The sequence below is a fragment of the Leifsonia sp. NPDC056824 genome (assembly GCF_042789575.1).
In the GTDB taxonomy this organism is placed as follows: Bacteria; Actinomycetota; Actinomycetes; order Actinomycetales; family Microbacteriaceae; genus Leifsonia.
Genome location: NZ_JBHUAV010000001.1, coordinates 1,090,151 through 1,112,800 on the forward strand (window position 1 = coordinate 1,090,151; position 22,650 = coordinate 1,112,800).

General features: G+C 69.2%; 27 protein-coding genes. 7 read left to right on the top strand and 20 right to left on the bottom strand.

The window, feature by feature from the left end:
- The first annotated feature begins 6 nt into the window (after positions 1-6).
- The 3 genes from flgL (at position 7) to ACFRFH_RS05455 (ending at position 1,776) form a co-directional block, all read left to right on the top strand.
- The gene (flgL, locus tag ACFRFH_RS05445; protein ID WP_382461985.1) at positions 7-891 is read left to right on the top strand and encodes a flagellar hook-associated protein FlgL; all 885 of its coding nucleotides are present in this window, start codon (positions 7-9) and stop codon (positions 889-891) included.
- Complete coding sequence (locus tag ACFRFH_RS05450) at positions 888-1,244, top strand: flagellar assembly protein FliW (RefSeq protein WP_382461986.1); 357 nt, start codon at positions 888-890, stop codon at positions 1,242-1,244. The genes flgL and ACFRFH_RS05450 overlap by 4 nt, the downstream gene beginning before the upstream one ends.
- A gap of 100 nt (positions 1,245-1,344) precedes the next feature.
- Positions 1,345-1,776: a flagellar protein FlgN gene (locus tag ACFRFH_RS05455; RefSeq protein ID WP_382461987.1), complete on the top strand. Its 432-nt coding sequence runs from the start codon at positions 1,345-1,347 to the stop codon at positions 1,774-1,776.
- Between the two features lie 7 nt (positions 1,777-1,783).
- Here ACFRFH_RS05455 and ACFRFH_RS05460 read toward each other — a convergent pair whose 3' ends face one another.
- Both ACFRFH_RS05460 and ACFRFH_RS05465 read right to left on the bottom strand, forming a co-directional pair.
- Positions 1,784-2,575: a sigma-70 family RNA polymerase sigma factor gene (locus ACFRFH_RS05460; RefSeq protein ID WP_382461988.1), complete on the bottom strand. Its 792-nt coding sequence runs from the start codon at positions 2,573-2,575 to the stop codon at positions 1,784-1,786.
- A gap of 215 nt (positions 2,576-2,790) precedes the next feature.
- Positions 2,791-4,065 (bottom strand): serine hydrolase domain-containing protein, encoded by a 1,275-nt coding sequence (locus ACFRFH_RS05465; protein ID WP_382461989.1) that lies wholly within the window; start codon positions 4,063-4,065, stop codon positions 2,791-2,793.
- Positions 4,066-4,219: 154 nt separating this feature from the next.
- Between ACFRFH_RS05465 and ACFRFH_RS05470 the strand changes: the two genes are divergently transcribed.
- From ACFRFH_RS05470 to ACFRFH_RS05480, 3 genes are all read left to right on the top strand, one after another.
- A complete protein-coding gene (locus ACFRFH_RS05470) occupies positions 4,220-4,633 on the top strand; it encodes a DUF4383 domain-containing protein (protein ID WP_382457861.1) in 414 nt (137 codons plus the stop codon).
- A gap of 23 nt (positions 4,634-4,656) precedes the next feature.
- A complete protein-coding gene (locus ACFRFH_RS05475) occupies positions 4,657-5,175 on the top strand; it encodes a hypothetical protein (RefSeq protein WP_382461990.1) in 519 nt (172 codons plus the stop codon).
- Positions 5,176-5,953: 778 nt separating this feature from the next.
- On the top strand, positions 5,954-6,124 hold the full coding sequence (locus tag ACFRFH_RS05480; protein ID WP_382461991.1) for a hypothetical protein: 171 nt from the start codon (positions 5,954-5,956) through the stop codon (positions 6,122-6,124).
- 127 nt (positions 6,125-6,251) lie between these two features.
- Here the strand turns inward: ACFRFH_RS05480 and ACFRFH_RS05485 are convergent, their stop codons facing one another.
- Positions 6,252-6,608, bottom strand: a complete 357-nt coding sequence (locus tag ACFRFH_RS05485) for an FHA domain-containing protein (protein ID WP_382461992.1) — start codon at positions 6,606-6,608, stop codon at positions 6,252-6,254.
- 91 nt (positions 6,609-6,699) lie between these two features.
- Positions 6,700-8,004: an ATP-dependent RecD-like DNA helicase gene (locus ACFRFH_RS05490; RefSeq protein ID WP_370055363.1), complete on the bottom strand. Its 1,305-nt coding sequence runs from the start codon at positions 8,002-8,004 to the stop codon at positions 6,700-6,702.
- A 92-nt stretch (positions 8,005-8,096) separates the two neighbouring features.
- Here ACFRFH_RS05490 and ACFRFH_RS05495 point away from each other — a divergent pair, with 92 nt between their 5' ends.
- Positions 8,097-9,137, top strand: coding sequence for a hypothetical protein (locus ACFRFH_RS05495; protein ID WP_382461993.1), 1,041 nt, complete (start codon positions 8,097-8,099; stop codon positions 9,135-9,137).
- A gap of 3 nt (positions 9,138-9,140) precedes the next feature.
- On the opposite strand, the gene ACFRFH_RS05500 is transcribed toward ACFRFH_RS05495, so the two are convergent.
- The 16 genes from ACFRFH_RS05500 to ACFRFH_RS05575 all read right to left on the bottom strand — a co-directional run bounded on the left by ACFRFH_RS05500 (position 9,141) and on the right by ACFRFH_RS05575 (position 22,649).
- Positions 9,141-11,114, bottom strand: coding sequence for a cytochrome c oxidase assembly protein (locus ACFRFH_RS05500; protein WP_382461994.1), 1,974 nt, complete (start codon positions 11,112-11,114; stop codon positions 9,141-9,143).
- A 128-nt stretch (positions 11,115-11,242) separates the two neighbouring features.
- A complete protein-coding gene (locus ACFRFH_RS05505; RefSeq protein ID WP_308457987.1) occupies positions 11,243-11,527 on the bottom strand; it encodes an HU family DNA-binding protein in 285 nt (94 codons plus the stop codon).
- A 257-nt stretch (positions 11,528-11,784) separates the two neighbouring features.
- Positions 11,785-12,090 carry a 30S ribosomal protein S14 gene (gene rpsN, locus ACFRFH_RS05510; RefSeq protein ID WP_345838803.1) on the bottom strand — a complete coding sequence of 102 codons (306 nt, stop codon included), beginning with the start codon at positions 12,088-12,090 and terminating at the stop codon, positions 11,785-11,787.
- A 2-nt stretch (positions 12,091-12,092) separates the two neighbouring features.
- Positions 12,093-12,260: a 50S ribosomal protein L33 gene (gene rpmG, locus ACFRFH_RS05515; protein ID WP_285114818.1), complete on the bottom strand. Its 168-nt coding sequence runs from the start codon at positions 12,258-12,260 to the stop codon at positions 12,093-12,095.
- Positions 12,260-12,496, bottom strand: coding sequence for a 50S ribosomal protein L28 (gene rpmB, locus ACFRFH_RS05520; RefSeq protein ID WP_382457854.1), 237 nt, complete (start codon positions 12,494-12,496; stop codon positions 12,260-12,262). Before rpmB ends, rpmG begins: the two co-directional genes overlap by 1 nt.
- A gap of 252 nt (positions 12,497-12,748) precedes the next feature.
- The gene (locus ACFRFH_RS05525) at positions 12,749-13,480 is read right to left on the bottom strand and encodes an NYN domain-containing protein (RefSeq protein WP_382461995.1); all 732 of its coding nucleotides are present in this window, start codon (positions 13,478-13,480) and stop codon (positions 12,749-12,751) included.
- Positions 13,481-13,505: 25 nt separating this feature from the next.
- The gene (locus ACFRFH_RS05530) at positions 13,506-13,907 is read right to left on the bottom strand and encodes a Fur family transcriptional regulator (protein ID WP_382457852.1); all 402 of its coding nucleotides are present in this window, start codon (positions 13,905-13,907) and stop codon (positions 13,506-13,508) included.
- A gap of 9 nt (positions 13,908-13,916) precedes the next feature.
- Positions 13,917-14,774, bottom strand: a complete 858-nt coding sequence (locus tag ACFRFH_RS05535; protein ID WP_382461996.1) for a metal ABC transporter permease — start codon at positions 14,772-14,774, stop codon at positions 13,917-13,919.
- A complete protein-coding gene (locus ACFRFH_RS05540; RefSeq protein ID WP_382461997.1) occupies positions 14,771-15,631 on the bottom strand; it encodes a metal ABC transporter ATP-binding protein in 861 nt (286 codons plus the stop codon). Before ACFRFH_RS05540 ends, ACFRFH_RS05535 begins: the two co-directional genes overlap by 4 nt.
- Complete coding sequence (locus ACFRFH_RS05545) at positions 15,628-16,533, bottom strand: metal ABC transporter solute-binding protein, Zn/Mn family (protein WP_382461998.1); 906 nt, start codon at positions 16,531-16,533, stop codon at positions 15,628-15,630. Before ACFRFH_RS05545 ends, ACFRFH_RS05540 begins: the two co-directional genes overlap by 4 nt.
- A gap of 143 nt (positions 16,534-16,676) precedes the next feature.
- Entirely contained in the window at positions 16,677-18,056 is a 1,380-nt protein-coding gene (locus ACFRFH_RS05550; protein ID WP_382461999.1) for a dihydrolipoamide acetyltransferase family protein, read from the bottom strand.
- A gap of 26 nt (positions 18,057-18,082) precedes the next feature.
- Positions 18,083-19,048, bottom strand: coding sequence for an alpha-ketoacid dehydrogenase subunit beta (locus tag ACFRFH_RS05555; RefSeq protein ID WP_382462733.1), 966 nt, complete (start codon positions 19,046-19,048; stop codon positions 18,083-18,085).
- Between the two features lie 323 nt (positions 19,049-19,371).
- Positions 19,372-20,511 carry a thiamine pyrophosphate-dependent dehydrogenase E1 component subunit alpha gene (locus ACFRFH_RS05560; RefSeq protein WP_382462000.1) on the bottom strand — a complete coding sequence of 380 codons (1,140 nt, stop codon included), beginning with the start codon at positions 20,509-20,511 and terminating at the stop codon, positions 19,372-19,374.
- A gap of 4 nt (positions 20,512-20,515) precedes the next feature.
- Complete coding sequence (locus tag ACFRFH_RS05565) at positions 20,516-21,625, bottom strand: histidinol-phosphate transaminase (protein WP_382462001.1); 1,110 nt, start codon at positions 21,623-21,625, stop codon at positions 20,516-20,518.
- A 45-nt stretch (positions 21,626-21,670) separates the two neighbouring features.
- Positions 21,671-22,153 carry a hypothetical protein gene (locus ACFRFH_RS05570; protein ID WP_382462002.1) on the bottom strand — a complete coding sequence of 161 codons (483 nt, stop codon included), beginning with the start codon at positions 22,151-22,153 and terminating at the stop codon, positions 21,671-21,673.
- Positions 22,143-22,649: a hypothetical protein gene (locus ACFRFH_RS05575; protein ID WP_382462003.1), complete on the bottom strand. Its 507-nt coding sequence runs from the start codon at positions 22,647-22,649 to the stop codon at positions 22,143-22,145. Before ACFRFH_RS05575 ends, ACFRFH_RS05570 begins: the two co-directional genes overlap by 11 nt.
- Position 22,650 lies beyond the last annotated feature (1 nt).

Genomic DNA, 22,650 nt, shown 5'->3' on the forward strand with positions numbered 1-22,650 from the left:
CCGAACATGTCATTCCGTGTCACCGAGTCGACGCAGCTCGCGTCGGCCCAGCGCAACCTCCAGCTCAGCGCCCAGCGGCTCAACCAGCTCGACGAGCAGGTTTCCAGCGGGCTCGCGATCAGCAAGACCTCCGACGACCCGGCGGGCGCCGCGACCCTGCTCGACCTGCAACGGCAGCTCGCGCAGAACACGCAGTACCAGCGCAACGCCGGCGACGGGACGGCCTGGCTCGCGACCGCGGGCACGGCCCTCTCGTCGATGAACGACACCCTCAACCAGGTCCGCGACCTGACGGTGCAGGCGGCCAACACGGCCACCCAGACCCCGAGCTCGCGCACGGCCATCGCCACCCAGCTGCAGTCGCTGAAGCAGACGCTGCTGACGCTGGCGAACACGCAGTACCAGGGCCGGAGCGTCTTCGCGGGCACCTCCGACGCCGGCAGCGCGTTCAACCCCGACTACACCTTCAACGGGACGGCCGGCTCGTCGGTGAACCGGCGCGTGGGCACCGACCAGACCGTCCGGGTCGACGTCGACGGGTCGTCGGTGCTCGGCACCGGCGCCTCCTCGGTCTTCGCGCTGATCGACTCGATCGCCGGCACCGTGAGCAGCGGAGGGAACGTGGGCGGGCAGCTCACCGCGATCGACGCCGTCGCCGCGAACATCCGGGGCGCCGAGGCGACCGTCGGCAGCGCCCAGAACCAGCTCACCGGGGCGACCTCGGCGCTCACCACGCAGGCCACGACGCTGCAGACCACCCAGAACGGAATCCAGAACGTGGACGCCGCGCATGCCATCCTGGAGATGCAGACGCAGCAGGTCGCGTACCAGACCGCCCTGGCCGTCACAGCCAAAAGCATCCAGCCGACCTTGATGGACTACCTCCGATGACAGTGCAGATCAGCTTCCAGGAACCGCTCGCCGGCCTCGGGTCGTTCACCGAGTACGACTTCGCCCCGCTCGACGGCGCCCGCGACACCTACACGCTCCGGGCGAGCGCGCAACCGACGATCCGGCTGTTCCTGGTCGACGCGGCAGCGTATATGCCGGACTTCGTGGGGGAGCTGGACCGGCCGGCCGGCCGGGAGTCCGGCGTCTTCCTGGTGGTGACACCGCACGCCGACGAGGTGACGGTGAACCTCCTCGCGCCCATCTTCATCGACCCGGTCACCCGCACCGGCGAGCAGGTGATCGCCACGGACGACCTCGCCCGGGTGCAGGTGCCGCTGCGCCGAACGGCCTGAGAGGAACCCGCCCTCGGTTTGCGCCGGGACGGCAAGTAGTGTGTACGCAACGCGGACCTCGGCCCGCACACCCGAGTGCGCTTCACGAATGGAACTGCCGATGACGACGAACGAGGCCAACGAGCTGACGGCCCAGCTCTGGCGGCAGCGGGAGCTCCTGGAGATGCTCCTCTTCAAGTACGAGGAGGAGCGGCTGCTCCGCACGGCAGGAATGACCCGCTGGCTGGCGCACGCCTCCCGCGAGATCGACGTCGTCACCGGACGGCTCGGCAAATCCAGCCTCTCGACCGCCGTCGCCATCTCGAGTCTCGGCGAGTCCTGGGGACTGACGCACGGCGCCCTCCTGCGCGACCTCGCCGAGGGCGCGCCGAGCCCGATGTGGGCCGAGATCTTCACCGACCACCTGCGCGCGCTGGTGGAGGTCATCACCGAGATCCGCGAGGTGCGGGCGCAGTCGACCGCGACCTACCGCGCGAACGGGGAGATCGATCACACCGAGCAGAGCGCCAGGCTGATCGACACCGTCCTCTGACGATCGGTCAGGCCGTGACCCGCTGCGTGACCGCCGTCGGGTGCGCGGTGAACTCCGCGAGCTTGGCGAGGTAGGCCGACCGCTTCGTGCGGGGGTTCCTGTCGGGCAGCGGGAGCACGCCGGCGTCCCGGTCGAAGTGCAGGAGCCAGCCTTCGTGCAGCAGCTTCATCGCCTCGGTCCGCGCCAGCGACACGGCCGCGTGCGTGACGCCGAGCTCGGCGGCCACGTCCTTGACCTGCCTGTCTTCGAAGAAGAGCCGGGTGACGATCAGGTGCAGCCGCTCCGGGAGGGCGTCGACGGCCGCGCGGAGGAACGTCTCGCGCTCCGACGTCTCCGCCGACTCCTCCGGGCCGAGGATGGCCGAGACCAGCTCCTCCGACCGCTCCTCGATCGCGACCGGTCCGGTCGCGGACTCGCGGAGGGTGGCGACGACGGTCGCGCGGTCCACGCCGAGGGAGACGGCCATCTCGTCGATGGTGGGCGTGCGGCCGAGCGTCTGGTAGAGCCCGTCCCGGATCAGCAGCGTCTCTTTGATCGTCTTGCGGGTTCCGCGGGAGACCCAGTCCTGCGAGCGCAGCTCGTCCGCCAGGGCGCCGGAGATCCGGGTGCGGGCGTACGCGCCGAACGGCACGCCGCGGTCGGGGTCGAAGGAGCGGGACGCCTGGAACAGAGCGAACTGGCCTGCGGAGGCCAGCTCATCCCTGTCGAGATGGGTGCCGCGGTTGCACAGGTCGGAGACGATGTAGCCGACGAGCGGCAGGTGCTCGATGACGAGCTGATCGCGCGAGTGTGTGTTCACGTATTCCTCTGTCGTTCGCGGTCTTAGGGCAGGACCACGGCGGGTTTCGGTGGGTGTAAATCACGCTCGGGTGCGCACTTCACCTCTGCGCCCGATTAGGGGTAGACGCTTCGGCACTCTTGAAATTAGCGGGCTGACCAGCATCCTGTAACGACCCAAGTCGGGTGACAAATGAATGCATTGCAATCGCGGAGCCATCCGCTATGCTCCGGCGGTCAGCCCGCTGCGGCCTTTGCCGGACACGGCGCCGCGGCCTTCATGGCGGCCGTGGCCTGGTCCTCCGACCAGGGCAGCGTCGCCACGGCTTTCGCGCCCTTCTGCACCGCGGGAACCTTCGACGCGATCGACGCCAGCCGCTCGGCCAGCGCCTGTGCGAACCCGGCACCCGGCGTCGAGTCGTTGAGAGCCACGACGACGGTCAGTCCCGACGACGGGTCGGCGTACATCGCCGACAGGTAGCCAGGGACGGCCCCTGCCGCACCGCGGAGCGGCCCGACGACCTGCACGCCGAGCCCGTAGCCCAGCCAGGACGCCCCGGCGCCGACTGTCTTCGCCTGGGCGTCCGCCGAGCTGCTGCTCAGCAGCGAGCCGCTGGCGAGCGCCTGCGCGAATACTTTGAGGTCAGCGACGTTCGAGACCACCCCGGACGCCGTCCAGCCCAGCGACGGCGACAGCGCGGTGATGTCCTGCGGCTTGGCGCACACGGGAGCGCCGTTGGCGTCGAGCGGGGCCACATAGCCCGCGGGATGCGGGCCGGGCACGGTGAGGACGCTGTCGTCGGGGAGCACGCTCGCCGACATCCCGAGCCGGCCGAACACGTAGCTCTGGTAGAGCTGCCCCCAGTTGCGGCCCGCCGCGTTCTGCAGCGCCATCCCGAGCAGCAGCGCGTTCGTCTGCGACGGGCTGTACTTCTCGCCGGGCTTGCCGATGCGCGCCATCGCGACGCCGTCGCTCACGAGCTCCAGCGGCGGCCAGTAGCGCGCCGGGTTGGCCAGGAACTCACGGTGCAGAGGCGCTGTGTAGTCGCCGAAGCCGGAGGTGTTCTGGCACAGCTCGCGCAGCGTCACGCCGCCGACGCCCACGAGACCCGGAATCCACTGCGAGACCGGGTCGTCGAGCTTCACGGTGCCCTCGTCGACCAGTTGGAGGAGCACGGTGCACGTCATCGCGGTGGTGAGCTGTCCCACGCGGAACGTCATCGCGGGAGTGACCGGCACCGAGCCGCCGCGGGTCGTGGTCCCGATCGCGGTCGTCCAGCTCCCCGCCCAGGGCGCCCACACGCCGACGAGGGCGGCCGACCCTCCGGAGAGCGCGATCGCGTCCGTCACCGCCGCGGTGAGCCGCGTCACCGTGGCCGCCGGGAGGGCGCCCTGATGCTGCGGCGGGAAGTCGGGGTTCGCGCCGGTGTTGCCGCACGCGGCGAGGGCGAGCGCGAGGCCGGCGGCGGACGCCGCGAGGACGATTCTGCGGAGACCTGTCCCTCGTCCCATCGCATCCCCCCGACGCTCCTGTGGCAGCGATTGTAGCGTGCGGCGACGTCCGCGCGGAGTCCCCGGATGCCGTGTCCAATCCGATCGGCCGAGTGCCCCGAATTCCTGTGTGAGGCGCGCACGCCGCGCGCCGTCTTCCAAGGAGGAACGACACATGCGCACATCACCGAACCGCCTCGTCGCCACCATTTTCGGCGCCGTCTACCTGCTCGTCGGCCTGCTCGGCTTCGCCTTCACCGGCGGCGTCGGCTTCGTAGCCACCAAGGGTGGCCTGATCCTCGGCATCTTCGAGGTCAACCCGCTGCACAACATCGCCCACCTGCTCATCGGCGCGGCGCTGCTCATCGCCGGCCTCACCCGGGCAGCTGCGGCGAAGGCCGTCAACACCACCGTCGGAGCCGTCTACCTGCTCCTCGGCATCGTCGGCTTCTTCCTGGTCGGGACCGGGGCGAACATCCTCGCCCTGAACACCCCCGACCACTTCCTCCACTTGGTGAGCGCCATCGTGCTCCTCGGTGTCGGTCTCGGCGCCGAGCGGACTGTGCGCTCCTCTTCGGTCGCCGCCTGACCGACCAGGCCACGGCGCTTCCCATGAGCAGGATGAAGGGGTCAGCCCCGGTCGCTCCGGCGACCAGGGCCTTCCTCGCCGTGGCCGCGCTGGGGGCAGGGCTGCTTCACGCCGCCCTCGCCCCCAGCGCACCCCTCCCGCTACTCGCGCTCTTCGTGGCGGTCGCCGCCGCGGAACTGACCTGGGCAGTCCTGACGCTGGCCCGCGAGCGACCTCCCCTGTTCGGCCTGATCCCGGCACTGGCGCTGGTGCCGGTCGGGATCTGGGCCGCGCTCGCCACGGCCGGCGCCACGGCGACGTCGGGCACGGTGCTCACGCTCCCTCTCCTGCCGATGGGCGTGGCATCGCTGCTCGACGTCGTCGTCGCGGCGGTCACCGCGATCGTCCTGCGACGCGGCCGGCCCGCGCGTCACGCGGGCAGCGCGCTGCGGTTCGTCTCGGCGCTTCTGGTCAGTGCCTGCGCGGTCTGCGCGGTGACCATTCCCGCGCTCGGGGCCACGAACGCCGGTGTCGCAGCAGTGACGGTCCACCACCACCACTGAGTACGGCGGCGCCGCGGTCTGGGGGCGGCGCGGTTCTACTGTGCCGTGACTTCAAAAATGCCGGCCAACGCGATTGTGGCGTTGGTACGGCAAAGCAATCCGCCTCGTGCGGCGCGGCGGTGAGGCCGGGTATCGGGCGGAGTGTGCGGGCCGAACCCGTGACTGACGGAGTCGGGCTGTGTGAGTGCGTCCGCCCGTCGAAATGACGCGCGTGCGGACTGCGCGTGTTCCAGAGTGAAAACCCCGGTTGTCGATCGTTGGACCCTCGGGAGGGTGAGACCCCCCGTGTCTCCTCTTCTGGAGCTAGTTCGGCTCACGAAGTTGTCAACTTCGCGTGGACCGCCTTCTAGGAAGTGAAGCATCAATCCCGATGCCACGAGAAGGAGAACCAACGTGAAATCGAACGCGCGCAGATACACCACAGCAACGATCGTCCCGACGCTTGTCAAGTTGATCACGGCCGGCATCACAACACTCGCTCTCGCGCTGCTGCCGGTGACGTGTTGCGCACCTCGAGGCGTGCCGGGGGAGCAGCAGACAGTCGTTGTCATCGTCACCAGGCACACACAGACATAGCTCTAGGCGATTAGCCGCCGGGGGAGCAGGAAGCTCCCCCGAGCGCTCCTTGTAAGAATGGAGGACGGAAGTGCCTGGGAGCTCTCAGCTCCCAAGCACCTGTCTTCTCTGGCGAAGGACCCGTGCGGAGTGCTGACTCAGCACGACATCCCTTCGTATTACGAAGGCATCAAACGGATGCCGCGACAAGGAGAAACACACTATGCAGAAGGACACCCACAAGGGCATCACCGTCGCGATCAAGTCGACGAGCGCCAGGGGCCTCGTCGCCGCGACCGCGACACTCGTTCTGGTGCTGTCGCCGCTGGCACAGCTGCAACGCGACGCGCCCGCCGAGCGGAAGACGGTCATTGTCGTCGTGCCGGTCGATTGACGGCGTCCTAGCGAGTGTGGGTCTGCCGTCGGTACTGGGCGGCAGGCCCACACCAAGAAGGCCTCGGTGTCGACGGCCTGCCACCAGAGCGACCGAAGGCGTGGTCCGGCGGCTCACCCCCGGCGGCTCAGCTCCGGCGGCTCAGCGCGAACGATGCGTTCCCGAACCGCACGATCGATCCCGGGTCGACCTCGTGCCGCGTGTTCGGATCGCACGCGAAGGTGCCCTCGCCCGGATAGGTGATCGTCGTCCCGTTGGCGGAGCCGAGGTCCATCACCCAGAAGACCCCGTCGTACTGTCCGAACGCGAGGTGCGCGCGGGAGACCGACTTGGCGTCGTCCGCCACCGTCACCATCTCGACGTTCGCGGGGTCGTCGAACTCGGTGCCAGGCGTGTGGGAGGCCGGGTTGCGCCCGATCACGCCGTTGCCCGCCGTCTCGACGTGCTGCCCGTCACTCAGATCCAGTGCGAACATGACCGCCATCGGCGTCTCCTCTCGTCGGCGCACCCGAACGCGCCCCGCCCAGCATGCCATGTCCCGGGCCGGGCTCCCTAGGGATCGGGCCGGAGCCCGGTCACTCCGCCGCGATCGGCACCCGCATCGACCGGGCGTCGCGCATGAAGCGCTCCACGTCCGGATCGACCGTGATGTCGCTCGGGCGCAGCGGACGGGTCAGGTAGAGACCTTCCAGGCTGGTGATCCGGCTCAGCGCGACGTAGGTCTGCCCCGAGGTGAACGCGCGCGCACCGAGGTCCACGATCGCCGCGTCGTACGTCTTGCCCTGCGACTTGTGGATGGTGACCGCCCACGCGAGCCGCAATGGGAACTGCGTGAAGTCCGCGACCACGTCCTTGGTGAGCTTCTTGGTCTCCGGGGAGTAGCTGTACCGGTACTTCTCCCAGATCGCCGGCTCGACCTCGTGCACCTGGCCGTCGACGTCCACGTAGACGTTGGAGTCGATGCGGGTCACCGTGCCGATGGTGCCGTTCACCCAGCGCGGCCCGTCGCCCTGGCCGACGTCGTTGCGCAGGAACATCACCTGCGCGCCGACCTTCAGCTCCAGCACCTCGTCCGCCGGGTAGTTGCGGCCGCCGAAGTCGCCGCTCACCTCGGCCTTGGCCGTCAGCGGACGGCCGGGCAGCTGCTCCAGCGCCTGCGCGTTGATCCGGTTCACCGTGTCGTTGCGGGTCGCAAGCGTGATCGTGCCGTCCCGCGGCGCCGGGCGCGCGCCGACCTCGTTCAGCCGGTCGGCGATCTCCTTCGTCACCTGCCCGTGCCGCACCGCGTTGAGCATGTAGCGGAAGTCGGACTCGTGCTGCCTGTGCACCTGCAGCAGCTCGACGATCTGGAGGTCGGCCTCCCGCCACACCTTCGCGTCGAAGAACCACATCGAGCGGTAGGTGTCGGCGAAATAGGCGCGCTCCTCGTGGTCGCCCGGCACGGGGGCGAGCTGGTACGGGTCGCCGAACAGCACGATCTGGACGCCGCCGAACACCTCCTTCGGCCGCTGCCTGGCCTGACGCAGGCTCCGGTCGACCGCGTCCATCAGGTCGGCGTTCACCATCGAGACCTCGTCGATCACCAGGGTGTCGATGCTGTTCAGCAGCTTGCGCAGCTCGCTGGTCTGGTCGATGTCGTGGTCGGCGATGACCCCGATCGGCAGCTTGAACAGCGAATGGATGGTCTGGCCGCCGACGTTCAGCGCGGCGACGCCGGTCGGCGCGGCGATGACGATCGACTTCTCGGTGTTCCACGACAGGTGGTTGAGCAGCGTCGACTTGCCGGTTCCGGCTCGGCCCGTCACGAACACATGGTCGCGCGTGTGCTCGATCAGCTCGAACACCGCCCGCTGCTCGGGCGAGAGCGAGAGTCCGCCCATCCGGATCCCTTCCCTCGCGCGACCTGCCGAACTACTCTAACCCCGCGCGCAGCGCCAGGACGGCTTATCCACAGGCCCATAGGATGGCAGTTATGGGTGGGGACGGCAGGGTCGGTGGACTCCGGCCGGTGCTGCTCTGGGCGGGCGTCGGCATCCTCCTCGTCGCAGCGTTCCTCGCCGCGCTCGGCGCCGTCCAGCGGGCCTTCTACAGCCCGGAGGGATTCGTCTCCGCCTACGTCGGTGCGCTCGCCTCGCACGACCTGACCAGCGCGCTCGCCATGCCCGGCGCTGCGCCGACGAAGCAGGCGCTGGCCGCCGCCGGACTGCCGGCGGACGCCTCCGACGAGCTGCTGCGCTCCGACCTCCTCCCGGACTACACCGACGCCCGCGTTGTCTCCGACACGGCGGGCCCGGGCGGCCTCCGCACGGTGACAGTGCACGTCGTCGCGGACGGCCATCCGGTCACCGCCGCGTTCGAACTCCGTCCGACCGGCGCCATCCTCGGCCTCCTGCCGACGTGGGCGTTCGCGCGCACACCGGTCGGCGTCGCGCACATCACCGTCGCGCACGCGCAGACCTTCACCGTCGGCGGCCGCACCGTGAGCCCGCGCGCCGCCGCCCCATCCCAGCCGGCGAGCGCCTTCAGCGTGAGCGCCGGATACCTGGTCCCCGCGCCGTCGCTCTACGTGCTGGGCCACTCCGACCGGTACACGCACGCCGCGCCGGTGAACGTCGCGACCGCGCCGGCCGCCACGGTCGCGGCGACGGTCGACGCGCAACCGAACGACGCCTTCACGGCGGCCGTGCAGAAGGAGCTGAACGGCTTCCTCGACGAGTGCGCGAAGCAGCAGGTCCTGCAACCCGCGGGATGCCCGTTCGGCGTGGTGATCGACGACCGCGTGCAGGGCGCGCCCACCTGGAAGGTGACGCAGTACCCCGCGGTCCACCTCGTGGCGGGCGACACTTCCTGGACGATGTCCCAGGCGGTCGGGATCGCGCACCTCTCCGTGACGGTGCAATCCATCTTCGACGGCAGCATCGAGCACCGGGAGTCCGACGAGAAGTTCGCCGTGTCCCTCACCAGCGTCGTCATCCGCCCGGACGGCTCGCTCGACATCGTCGTGGGGGAGTAGGCGCTACCGCTGCGCCGTGCCGTCCCGCGCCGCGAGCCGCGCGAGCTGCTCGTTGTACGCCTTCAGGTCGGCGTCGCCAGTACGATCCGCGTTGCGGTCCTGCCGCTTCGAGTCGCGCTCGTCGCTGCGGCTCCACTGGATGGCCACCACGATCGCCAGGATCACCGTCGGGATCTCGCCGATGCTCCACGCGATCCCACCCCCCGTCTGCTGGTCGACCAGCGGAGTGGCTCCCCAGGTCCGGCCCATCGCGCCGAACCAGTCCGCCAGCAGGAGGCCGTTCATCTGCATGATGGACAGCCCGAAGAACGCGTGGAACGCCATCGTGCCGAGCAGCAGCAGCAACCGGAACGGGTACGGCAGCCGGTACTTGACCGGGTCGATGCCGATCAGCGACTGCACGAACAGGTAGCCGGTGATCACGAAGTGGACGACCATCCACTCGTGCCCGATGTGGTCGGTCGTCGCCCAGCGGATGAGCGGCGTGTAGTAGAACGCCCAGAGCGACCCGGCGAACAGTCCGGCCGCGACGAGCGGATGCGAGATGATCCCCGCGAAGCGGGAGTGCACCGCGAGCAGTATCCACTCGCGGCCACCGCGCGTGCCGTCCTGACGTTTGCGGATCGCCCTGGCGGCGAGCGTCACCGGCGCGCCCGGCACCAGGAGCAGCGGGACCGCCATTGTCAGGACCATGTGCGCCGACATGTGCGCCGAGAACAGGTACTTCTCGTAGACGTTCACACCGCCGTTGGTGATGTAGAAGAGCAGGGCGATGCCGAGCGTCCAGAGCACCGTTCGGTAGATCGGCCACTTGTCGCCGCGCTTGTGCAGCCTCCACACGGCCGCCAGGTAGAAGAACAGCGCGAAGCCGCAGCCGAGCACCCAGAGCAGGTCGAAGTTCCAGGTCGTGAAGAGCCGCCCCCAGGTGAGCTCCGGCGGGAGCTTCTCGCCGGTGAGGATCTCCGCGGGCGTCGGCGTCGCGGCCCTGGTCTGCGGCACCGGCGTCACGGTGCGCGCGAGCGCCGCGGCCACGCCGGAGGCGATGCCCATGAAGGCCAGCTCGGCGGTGACGATCCACCAGAACGTCCGGCCTTCGCCCAACCGCTTCAGCCGTTCGATGAGGACACGGCGCTGCAGGAGGCCGAACAGCCCGAGGACGACGAGCGCAGCGACCTTGACGAGCACCAGGATGCCGTACGGCGTCGCCAGCTCGGCCAGCGTCCCGACGCGCAGCTCGGCGTTCACATACCCCGACAGGGCCACCACGATGAAGCAGATGAGCGCGACGCTGGAGTACCGCTCCAGCACCGTCACCAGCCGACCGCCGGCCAGCGTGCGCTTGATGACGATGAGGGTCAGCAGGCCGCCCAGCCAGATCGCGGCGAACAGCACATGCAGCCCGAAGGAGGTCACCGCGGCGTCGTGGCCTGAGGCCTCCGCGCTATGACCCTGCTGTGCCATCGGCACGACCGCGGCCATCGCCAGCAGCGCCACGAAGACGATCGCCGTCTGGTTGCGCACCGCGAAGCAGAGCACCGTGACGGCGGCGGCGATCAGCGTGATGCCGAGCCAGGCCTGACCGAGCGACACGCTGGTGACGAACGAGCTCAGCCCGTTGGTGAAGGTCTGGTCGAACGACCACGGCACGTTGGCGACGCTGACGAACGTGAACAGCCCGGTCACCGCGGCGGCCACCGTCATGATCGCGGCACAAGCGGCGGCGAAGTCCAGGGCAGTGCCGTACTCGTCCCTGTCCGCGTTGAAGGCGAAGCAGGCCAGGATCAGCGCGCCGACGGTCCCCGACAGGCTGAGGTTGACGACGAGCGTCGAGATCGGGAGGCCCCAGCGCACCAGCGCGCCGGGGTCGAGCAGCAGGGGCGCAGCGGCCCCTCCGCCGAAGGAGAGCGCCGCGACGACGGACACGAGAGCGGCCGCCAGTAGCACGGCGGGACCGATCACGCGGAGAAGTCTGGGCACCCGTCAAGCCTACGTCTCCGCTGCTGTGCGCCCGCCCACAGCGCAGCGGCGCAGATCCCTGTCGGCACAACGGAACGGGGGCGGCGCCGCAGTCGCGACGCCGCCCCCGTGGAGCCTGGTTCAGGCTGTTACTTGACGGCAGCCTTGAGCTTGGAGCCCGCGGTCAGCTTGACGCGGTGGCCGGCCGGGATCGAGATCTCGGCGCCGGTCTGCGGGTTGCGGCCCGTGCGAGCGGCGGTCTCGGTGCGCTCGGCGGCGAGCCAACCCGGGATGGTGACCTTGCCGCCACCCTTGACGGTCTCGCTGATCGTGGCGAAGAACGCGTCGACGACGCTCGAGACGGTGGCCTGGCTCTGACCCGACGCCGCGGCGACGGCAGCAACGAGCTCGGTCTTGTTCAGGTTGTCAGCCATTGAGTGTCCTCCTCGGACCTTGTGCTGGTGATTCAGCTGTCTTGTGGAACGGTTGAGGCCACAGGGGGCCATAACGTTTTGGTCGGTTGACCGCCTCGAATGTATCAGAATCCCGCGGAATTACGCGGATTCTCGCGGATTTTTCGCCTGTTGCCAGGGCGTGTCCAGCCCCAGGGACGACGAAGGGGCGCCCGGCGGATGCCGGACGCCCCTCCAAAGGGTGTCGTTCGCTGCTTCTCAGCAGCCGACGCTGGGTGTTACCAGCTCGACTTGGTGATGCCGGGCAGCTCGCCTCGGTGCGCCATGTCGCGGAAGCGGACACGCGAGATGCCGAACTTGCTGAGGTTTCCACGGGGACGGCCGTCCACCGCGTCGCGGTTGCGCACGCGGATGGGCGAAGCGTCGCGGGGGAGCTTCTGCAGACCGAGGCGCGCGGCCTCACGGGACTCGTCGGTGCCGTTCGGGTCGACGAGCTGCTTCTTCAGCTCGGCGCGCTTGGCGGCGTAGCGCTCGACGATGACCTTACGCTGCTCGTTCTTGGCGATCTTGGACGTCTTGGCCATGTTTAGCGCTCCTCTCGGAAGTCGACGTGCTTGCGCACGACAGGGTCGTACTTCTTGAGCACGAGGCGGTCGGGGTTGTTGCGGCGGTTCTTCTTGGTCACGTAGGTGTAACCGGTGCCCGCCGTCGAACGGAGCTTGATGATCGGACGGATGTCCTGCTGCTTCGCCATTAGATCTTCTCCCCACGGGCCAGGATGTCCTTGACCACAGACTCGATGCCACGGGCGTCGATGACCTTGATGCCCTTGGCGCTCAGGGTCAGGGTGACGTTACGACGAAGAGACGGGACGTAGTACGTCTTCTTCTGGATGTTCGGGTCGAACCGGCGCTTCGTGCGGCGGTGCGAGTGCGAGATGTTGTGACCGAAGCCGGGAACGGCTCCAGTCACCTGGCACACTGCTGCCATTGCTTTCTTCTCCAATACCGTGATGCCTTCCGGCACCACCCAAGGTCACTTGTCGGCGCACGACTTCCCACGCGTTTTCGTTTGGGGTTTCGTACACGGCTAACGGAGTGGGAGGAGCCCACTCAGCCAAACATCTATGCTACGGCATCGGGGCAGACGCAGCCAAATCGCGATTCGTGGCACTACAACCACCTTTTGTGTATGCTTGAACCACCAACCCGCTTCTCCACGTGAGAGCGGGTCTTTCTTTTGTCACCACCCGGTCGGCTTCCGTAACGTCTCGACGGGGTCCGGAAGCTGGCTCCGCCGGTAGTCCGCCGCTGTGAGTCGTCGCCACCAGTGCCGCCCCACACCATCGTTCGGCTCGCCTTTCAAGGCGCCGGCCGTCGGATTCGTCGATGGGTTGACCGTTCCGACGGGCACGCGTTCGCGCGCGAGCCTCAGCGGCAACTCGAGGTCCGAGTCGTTCGACACGACGATGGCCGCATCCACCGCCCCGGTGAGCACATCGAAGAGCAGATGGGATGCGACATTGACGTCGGACCCCTTCTCTTCGCGCTTCCTGACTGTCGCCATCACGAGCCGATCGTCGCCAGAGGGGATCGCTCGCAACGGCAGGCGACTGTCCCACGACTCATCGTCGTGCCGGTACACGCTCGGGCGATAGGTGCCCGGCGGTTCTGCCACCAGCGGTTCGGCCTTGGCCCACGAGACATAGCGGCCTTCAGCGATCACATCAACAGACCCCGCCGCCAGCAGGGCATCGAGATAGATGGACTGATCGAGGCGGGCGTCCGGACTGTCCAGGGGATCGACGCGAGCGGTGCAGTAGACCACGCGTGAGATCCGAGCGCCCGGCCAGCCGGCGAGCGGCTCCACGAGTGCGCGCACATCCAGCCACCGCCAGCCAGCGGTCGAGCGGCCGCAGTGCTTCCTCGCGCCGTAGTAGAGGTTGTACCCGTCGACGTAGACCCCGATCCGCATCGGACCACTCTAGCGAACGCGTATGTCAGGCGTTAGATTCCGCAGCCTTCGCCGTGCACCCCGCGCACAACCCGAACACATCCACCACATGCTGCGCCTGTGTGAACCCGTGCGACGCCGCCGCCGCGCGCGCCCACTGCTCGACCTCGTCGGCCTCGATCTCCACCGTCAGCCCGCATTTGCGGCAGATCAGGTGGTGGTGGTGCCCTGTCGTGCACGCGCGGTAGAGGCTCTCGCCTTCCGGCGACTGCAGCGAGTCGGCGTCGCCTTCCGCCGCCAGGTCGGCGAGCGCGCGGTACACGGTCGCCAGGCCGATCGGGGAGCCCGTCTCGTGCAGGGTCAGGTGGAGCCCCTGCGCGCTGATGAAGCCCTCCGTCGAGGACAGGGCCTCTCGGACGGCCTCCCGCTGCCAGGTGTTGCGCTTCACTGTTCCAGGCTAGCCTCTCTGGCTCACGAGTCGCCGGGAACCCCGGGCGCCCACCAGCCGGCAGGCCACGTAGATGAGGAACGAGATCGTCGTCACGTACGGGCTGATCGGCAGGGAGCTGCCGAGCGCCAGCAGGATGCCGCCCACGATCGAGAGGAGGGCGAAGCCCACGCTCAGCAGCGGCACCAGCAGCGGCGACGAGGAGATGCGCATCGCCGCGGCCGCGGGCGTCACGAGCAGCGACAGCACCAGGAGCGCGCCGACGATCTGCACCGACACCGCGACCGCGAGGCCGAGCAGCACCATGAAGGCGAGCGCGACGAAACGGGTCGGGACGCCGCGGGAGGCCGCGACGTCGGCGTCCAGGCTGTCGAACATCAGCGGGCGCCACATCAGCAGGAGGCCGATCAGCACCAGCGCCCCGATGACGAGCAGCGATCCGAGCTGCGGGTCGTCGACCGACACGATCTGGCCGGTCAGCAGGCCGAACTTGTTCGCGCTGCGGCCGGGATAGAGCGCCAACGCCAGGATTCCGAGCCCGAGCCCGAACGGCATCAGCACCGCGATGATCGAGTTGCGGTCCCGCGCCTTCGCGCCGAGCAGCCCGATCAGGATGGCGGCGATCAGCGATCCGACGAGCGACCCGGCGACGACGTTCACGCCGAACAGCAGCGCGACGGCCGCCCCCGCGAACGAGAGCTCGCTGATCCCGTGCACGGCGAACGCCATGTCCCGCTGCATCACGAAGACGCCGATCAGGCCGCCGACGACGCCGAGCACCGCACCCGCGAAGATCGAGTTGCGCACCAGCGCGAGCAGCTCGCCGTAGTCGGTGAAGTTGAAGAGCTGCGACCAGAGATCGTTCATGCGGCCGGCTCCGGGTGCGAGGTACGGGTGTGGTCGTGGTGCTCGTGGGTCTCGGCGTCCGGGATGCCGACGACGACGATGCGCCCGCGGCTGCGGATGACGTCGACGGGCGTGCCGTACAGGTCGGTGAGCACCTCGCTGCGCAGCACCTCGTCGGGGGTGCCGGTGCGGAACCGGCCGCCGGCCAGGTAGAGCACGCGGTCCACCATCCCGAGCACCGGGTTCACGTCGTGCGTGACGAAGACGACGGCGCTGCCGTGGTCACGGCGGCGGCGGTCGATGAGTTCGCTGACCCCGCGCTGGTGCTGGAGGTCGAGCGACAGCAGCGGCTCGTCGCACAGCAGCAGTGCCGGATCGCCGGCGAGCGCCTGCGCGACGCGGAGGCGCTGCTGCTCTCCGCCGGACAGCGATCCGACAGGGGTATCCGCGTAGCGGCGCGCCCCGACGGAGTCGATGAGCCGGTCCACCTGCGCGCGGTCGGAGCGGTTCGGGATGGGGAGGCCCCAACGGTGCCCGTTGACGCCGAGCGCGACGAGGTCGCGGGCGCGCATCGGGGTCCCGGCGGGGATGAGCTTCTGCTGCGGGATGTACCCGATCCGCCGATCGCCGCGACGCACCGCGTGGCCGTCGAGCACGATGCTCCCGGAGTCGAGCGACTGCTGGCCGAGGATCGTCTTGAGCAGGCTGGTCTTGCCTGAGCCGTTCGGTCCGAGCACGGCGACGAACTCGCCGGCGTGCACGTCCAGGTCGAGCCCGCTCCACAGCGTGCGGTCCGCGAAGCCGAGGGCGGCGTCGCGCAGGCTGAGCACGACGTCGCGCTCGGCCGGCGCGGCCACGCGTTCGATCGGCTCGCTCACTTGGCCAGCGCCGCTCCCACGGCGTCCAGGTTCGCGTTCATCCAGCTCACGTAGTCCTTGCCCTTCGGCAGCGTCTCGGTGACGGGGACGACGGGGATGCCCGCTGCCGCGGCCGCCGCCCGCACGCGGTCGGTCTCGGGCCCGCTGGTCTGCTCGTTGTAGGCGAGCAGCCGTACGCGGTGGCCGCTGAACAGCGCGAGCGTCTGCTGCAGCACGAGCGGGGACACGTCGGTGCCCGCCTCGATGGCCGCACTGAACTTCTCCGGCGTCTTGTTCACGAGCCCGCTGGCTTCCAACAGGTAGAGCGGGACGGGCTCCGTGATCGCGACCCCTTCTCCGGCGTACTGCGCCTTCAGCTCGGCCTCCCGGGCCTGGAGGGCAGCCAGCTTGCCGGAGAAGGCAGCGGCGTTCTTCGCGAAGGTCGCCTTCTGGGCCGGGTCGGCCTTCGACAGCGCGTCGGTCAGGGCTGTCGTGAACTTCTGGATGGTCGGGAAGTCGTACCAGACGTGCTCGTTGAGCTCTCCTCCGCCGGCGTTCCTGCCCGAGACGTCGACCACATTCAGCACGGTGGCCTTCGTATTCTTCGAGCCGGTGCGGAGGGTGTTCATGAAGTCGTCGTAGCCGCCGCCGTTCTCGATGAGGATGTCGGCCTTCGACACGGCGAGCTGGCTTTGGGCGCTCGCCTCGAACGAGTGCGGGTCCTGCGCCGGGTCGGACATCAGCGCGGTCACCTCGACGGCGTTGCCGGCGATCGTGGAGGCGATGTCGCCGTAGACGTTGGTGCTGGCGACGACGCGGACCTTGCCGTCGTCGGCGGCGGAGCCGGCCGAGCAGCCGGTGAGCGCGGCGACGGTCGCTGCGGCGAGGGCGAGGGCGAGGGCGAAGACGGAGCGCTTCAACATGGGGACCTGTCTAATTCGTGGTGTCCCACGAATGTATCCCTAATTGAGAACGATTGTCAAAATCACTAAGCCCCGGCACACATTCGTGCCGAATGTCGCGAATGGGGCGGCCAAACGCCACATTCGGCACGAATGTGCGGCGCTCAGTCCAACAGCAGCGCGGGCTCCTCGATGATGGAGGCCACGTCCGCCAGGAAGCGCGACGCCACATCCCCGTCCACCACGCGGTGGTCGAAGGAGGCGCCCACGGTCGTGACGTAGCGCGGACGCACCTCGCCGTCCACGACCCACGGCTTCTGCTTGATCGTGCCGAGCGCGACGATGCCGACCTCGCCCGGGTTCAGGATGGGCGTGCCGGTGTCCATGCCGAACACGCCGATGTTCGTGATGGTGATCGTGCCGCCGGCCATGTCGGCCGGGGGAGTCTTGCCCTCGCGCGCGATCAGGGTCAGCTCCTCGAGCGCCTTGGCGAGCTCGAGGAGCGTCATCCCCTGCGCCTCCTTGACGTTCGGGACGATCAGTCCGCGGGGCGTCGCGGCGGCGATGCCGAGGTTCACGTAGTGCCGGACGATGATCTCCTCGTCGGTCCACGTCGAGTTCACGGTCGGGTTGCGGCGCACGGCCCAGATGATCGCCTTCGCAACGATGAGCAGCGGCGACACCTTGACCCCGACGAAGTCGGGCGACGTCTTGAGGCGCTTGACGAACTCCATCGTGCGGGTGGCGTCGATGTCGACGAACAGGCTGACGTGCGGGGCGGTGAAGGCGCTGGTGGTCATCGCGGTGGCGATCGCCTTGCGCATGCCCTTCACCGGGATGCGGTCCTCACGGTCGTCCGGCCACGCCGGTGTCTGGATGTTGCGGAACACGCTCGCCTGGGTCGCCTCGCGGAGCACGTCCTCCCGGGTGATGTCGCCGATCGGACCGGTCGGAGTGACCTGCGTGAGGTCGACGCCGAGGTCTTTCGCCAGCTTGCGGATCGGCGGCTTGGCGATGACGGGGGCGCTGCCGATGGGGGAGGCGCCGGCCGGTGCGGACGGGGTGGCGGCGGCAGGCGCGGCAGCCTGCGAAGGCGCGGGAGCCGGCGTGAACGTCACCGGAATGGAGGCGGTGCCCGGGTGCGTCACCCGGCGCCGGCGGCTCGACCCGTGACCGGCCGCGCCGTACCCGACGAGCACGGCGCCCGGCTTCGGCTCGTCCACCTCGTGCGAGACGCTCTGCGCGGCGTCGGCCTCGGCCTCCTCGACCTCGCCGACCGGCTCGGCCGGGGCGGCGGGAGCGGAGCCGCCGGTGACGGTGATGATCGGCGTGCCGACCTCCACGGTCTGGCCCTCGGACACGAGCAGTTCGCTGACCGTCCCCTCGAACGGCGACGGCAGCTCCACGAGCGACTTGGCGGTCTCGATCTCCACGATCACCTGGTTGACCGCGACCGGCTCACCGGGCGCGACCTTCCACGAGACGATCTCGGCCTCGGTCAGACCCTCGCCGACATCGGGCAGCAGGAACTGGGACTCGCTCATGTGCGGCTTCTTTCGTTCGGCGGGGCTCAGTACGCGAGCGCGCGGTCGACGGCTTCGAGGATGCGGTCGGCGTCGGGCAGGTAGACGCCCTCCAGCTTGGCCGGCGGGAAGGGGGTGTCGAAGCCGGCGACGCGGAGCACAGGCGACTCCAGCGAGTAGAAGGCCTTCTCGGCGACCACCGCGGCGACCTCGGAGGCGACGGACACGGTGCCGGGGGCCTCCTGCGCCACGATGAGGCGGCCGGTCTTCTGCACAGACTGCAGCACGGGCGCGTAGTCGATGGGTGCGAGCGAACGGAGGTCGACCACCTCCAGGCTGCGGCCCTCCTCGGCGGCGACCTCGGCGGCGCGCAGCGCGACCGGGACCATCCCCGCCCACGCCACGATCGTCGCGTCCGTGCCGGTGCGCACAACACGGCTGGCGTGCAGCGGCACCGGGTTCTCCTCGGTGTCCACGTCGCCCTTCGGCCAGTAGCGGCTCATCGGCTCGAAGAAGATCACCGGGTCGTCGGAGGCGATGGCCTCCTGGATCATCCAGTAGGCGTCGTTCGGCGTCGACGGCGCGACGATCCGCAGACCCGCGGTGTGCGCGAAGTACGCCTCCGGCGCCTCCTGGTGGTGCTCGACCGCGCCGATGTGGCCGCCGTGCGGGATGCGGATGACGACCGGCATCGAGACCGCACCGCTGTGGCGGTTGGTCAGCTTCGCGAGCTGCGTCGTGATCTGGTCGAAGCCGGGGAACACGAAGCCGTTGAACTGGATCTCCACCACCGGACGGTAGCCGCGCATCGCCAGGCCGATGGCCGAGCCGATGATGCCCGCCTCGGCGAGGGGCGTGTCGAGAACGCGCTTCGCGCCGAACTCGGCCTGCAGGCCCTCGGTGACGCGGAAGACGCCGCCGAGCGGGCCGATGTCCTCGCCCATGAGCAGGACCTTCGGGTCTTCGGCGAGCGCGCGCCGGAGGCCGGCGTTGAGCGCCTTGACCATCGGCATCGACTGGATGCGCGGGCCGGCCGGCTCGGCGGGGGCCTCAGCCTCGGCCGCGGTCTCCTGCGGCTCACCGACCTCCGACTCCGTGTCGATCGCGGCAGCCTGCTCCGGAACCGTCTCGTCCTCGACCACGAACTCGCGGGTCCACTCCTGCTCGGCCACATGCTCCTCGAGCACACGCGAGTCGGGGTCGCTCTCCACGATCTCCACCACGTCGATGGCCTGCGTGTCGTCGAACGGCTCGTCGTGCACGGCGCTGTCACCGTCCGGCGTCTCGTCCTCCACCAGTTCGGCCTCCACGTATCCGGTCTCGCCTCTCAGGTCGCTCATGCGTCACCTCCGAACGACGCTTCGTACTCCTGCAGCCAGCGTCGCTGCTCGTCCATCACGGGATGCGGCTCACTGTAGACGTTGTCGAACATGCTCTCGATCGGCGGAGCCTCAAGGGTGAGCGTGCGCCGGCGGACGTCGGCGGCCAGGTCGGCCGCCTCCTCCTCCGCCGTGTCGAAGAACGCCTGGCCGACGCCCTGGTTCTCCAGGAACGCCCGGAACCGCAGGATCGGGTCGCGCTCGGCCCAGTACGCCACCTCGTCGTCGGTGCGGTACTTGGTCGGGTCGTCGCTCGACGTGTGCGCGCCCATCCGGTAGGTGAGCGCCTCGATCATGCTCGGGCCCTCGCCGTTTCGGGCGTCGTCGAGGTGTTTCGCGGTCACCGCGTAGGCGGCGAGCACATCGTTGCCGTCGACCTGCACGCCCGGGATGCCGAAACCGCTCGACCGCAGGTAGAGCGGGGTGCGCGACTGCGTCTTCACCGGCACCGAGATGGCCCAGTGGTTGTTCTGCAGGAAGAAGACCTGCGGCGTCTGGTAGCTGGCCGCGAAGACGAACGCCTCGCTGACGTCGCCCTGGCTGGTCGCTCCGTCGCCGAAGTAGGCGATCACCGCCTCGTCCACGACCGGGTCGCCGGTGCCGACCTTGCCGTCGAGCTTGACGCCCATCGCGTAGCCGGTGGCGTGCAGCGTGTGCGAGCCGATCACGAGCGTGTAGAGGTGGAAGCCGTGGATCGCCGGGTCGGTCGGGTCCCAGCCGCCGTGCGTGGTGCCGCGCAGCAGTCCCATGATGCCGACCGGGTCGATGCCGCGGATCATGCCGACGACGTGCTCCCGGTACGACGGGAAGAGGTTGTCCTGGGGCTTGGCCGCACGGGCGGAGCCGACCTGGGCGCCCTCCTGGCCGCGGCTCGGCACCCAGAGGCCGAGCTGGCCCTGGCGCTGGAGGTTGGCTCCCTCGTTGTCGACCGCCCGCACGCGGAGCATGTCGCGGTAGAAGGTGCGGTAGTCCTCCTCCCCGAGTCGCTCGAGGTAGGGGAGGTACTCTCCGGCCGGGTCGCTCGGCTGGAACCGGCCGTCTGCGGTCAGCAGCTGGACGGTGTTCGCCGGGCGCGGGGTATCGTTCGTCGCAACCACCGTTCTAACCTAACCGCTTGCCCGGGTGCCCATTTGGTAGGTTCCGCACAAGATCGGCGGTGACCTGCAGGAGTTTCTCCACAGATTCCTGCTCCCCGATGCTGATCCGGATGCCCTCCGGCGGGAACGCCCGCACGGTGAGCCCGGCGTCGAAGAATGCGTCGTTGGCAGCAGCGGTGTGCTCGCCGGTGACCAGCCAGACGAAATTGCCGTAGGCCTCCGGGACGTTCCAGCCCTGCTCGATCAGAGCATTGCGCAGCTTGTCGCGGCGCATGGCGATGCGCGCCACACGCTCCATGAGCTCGTCCTCCGCATCGATCGAGGCGAGCGCCGCGACCCGGGAGGCGTCGGTCACCGACAGCGGGATGGCCGCCGACCGCGCCGCGTTCAGCACCGCCGCCGGCCCGACCGCGTAGCCGATCCGGAGCGCGGCGAGCCCGTAGGCCTTCGAGAACGTGCGCAGCACCACGAGGTTCGGGTAGCGCGGGAGCAGCGGGATGCCATCCACCGAGGCGTCGTCGGTGACGAACTCGTAGTAGGCCTCGTCGAGCAGCACCAGGAGGTCGCGCGGCACCGAGGCCATGAACGCCTCGAACTCGGCGGCCGTGACGACCGGACCCGTCGGGTTGTTGGGCGTGCAGACGATGACGACGCGGGTGCGGTCGGTGATCGCCGCAGCCATCGCGGGGAGGTCGTGCCCGCCGTCCGCCCGGTTCGGCGACTGGACGCTGGTCGCGCCAGCGACGGTGACCAGGCCGGGGTAGGCCTCGAACGACCGCCACGAGTAGACGACCTCGTCGCCTGTACCTGCGGCGGCGGAGATGAGCTGAGCGAGCAGCGCGACCGACCCGCTGCCGAGGTGGACCTGGTCGACCTCGACTCCGTGCCGCTCGGCGAGCCGCTCCCGGAGGTCGGCGCCGCCCGCGTTCGGGTACCGGTTGAGCTCGGCCAGGGTGCCGGCCACGGCCTCCACGACGGAGGGGAGCGGGGGATAGGGGTTCTCGTTGCTGGACAGCTTGAAACCGTCCGCCGGCGCCGGGCGCCCCTGCTTGTAGGCGGGGACCGCCACGATCTCGGGCCGCAGCCGCACGCCAAGCGCGTCTTCGTCAGTCACAGACCCAACTTAGTCGCGGGCGCATACCCGCGGGCGCATTCCTCTTTATTGGGGGCGACGACGCAGGATGGTGAGGCGGATGGAGGAGTTGAGGAAGGCGACGCCGAGGAGGAGAGCATTCGCGCCTGCCGCCCACCCGCTGGGGCTCTGCAGCGTCGGAGCGAGCAGCGTGATCGAAGACAGCAGATACATCGTGCCGAGGAGGAACCCAGCGCGGGGACGAGACGTCAACTTCCACCATGCGCGGGGCGGTCGGACGGGCTCACCGATCCCGCGGAACGATCGGGCGAGAATGATGACGGCGGCCAGCCACAACGGCCCCGTGATCATCAGCGTGAACCGATCGGGGAGGACCGCGCCCAGGAGGCGGACGACGACCAGGTTGGCCACGACGAGCGCCACGAGGAACCCCAGCTTGTGCGACGGGTTCATCACTCGCAGCGGCCACCACTCGAGGGGTGGGTACTCGATCTTCTCCCGCTCGGCGAGGGACCGCTGCGGGTCGGCAAGACCGTCCTTATTGGGCATGCTGCATTCCTCCTTGTCGGGTGCGACGGCGCACGATGGTGAGGCGGATGGACGAGTTGAGGAAGGCGACGGCCCAGAACGCGAATTCGACGAGGACAATCCATTCCGCGAACGAGTGGTGATTCGACCTGAGGAACCCTGCGATCGACAACACGTAGAAGCCCGAGAGCCACCAGCCCGCTCGGGGACGCGCAGACAATCGCCACCACGGGCGTCGGGCGTGGATTGACTCATCCACTCCACGGAACGACCGGGCCAGCGCCACCTGCGCGGCTACGGTGAACGGCGCCAACACTACGAGGACGACGTCGGAGGGAATCCACAGCCGAAGCCCCGCCGAGATGACGAACCCGCACACCCAGAGTCCGACGAGGAACCCGAACTTGTGCCACGGATTCATCACGCGCAGCGGCCACCACTGCAACGGCGGGTACACCCTCTTCTCGCGCTGAGGAGTGAATGGCTCCGGCTCCACAAGGCCGTCTCGGTTGGGCACC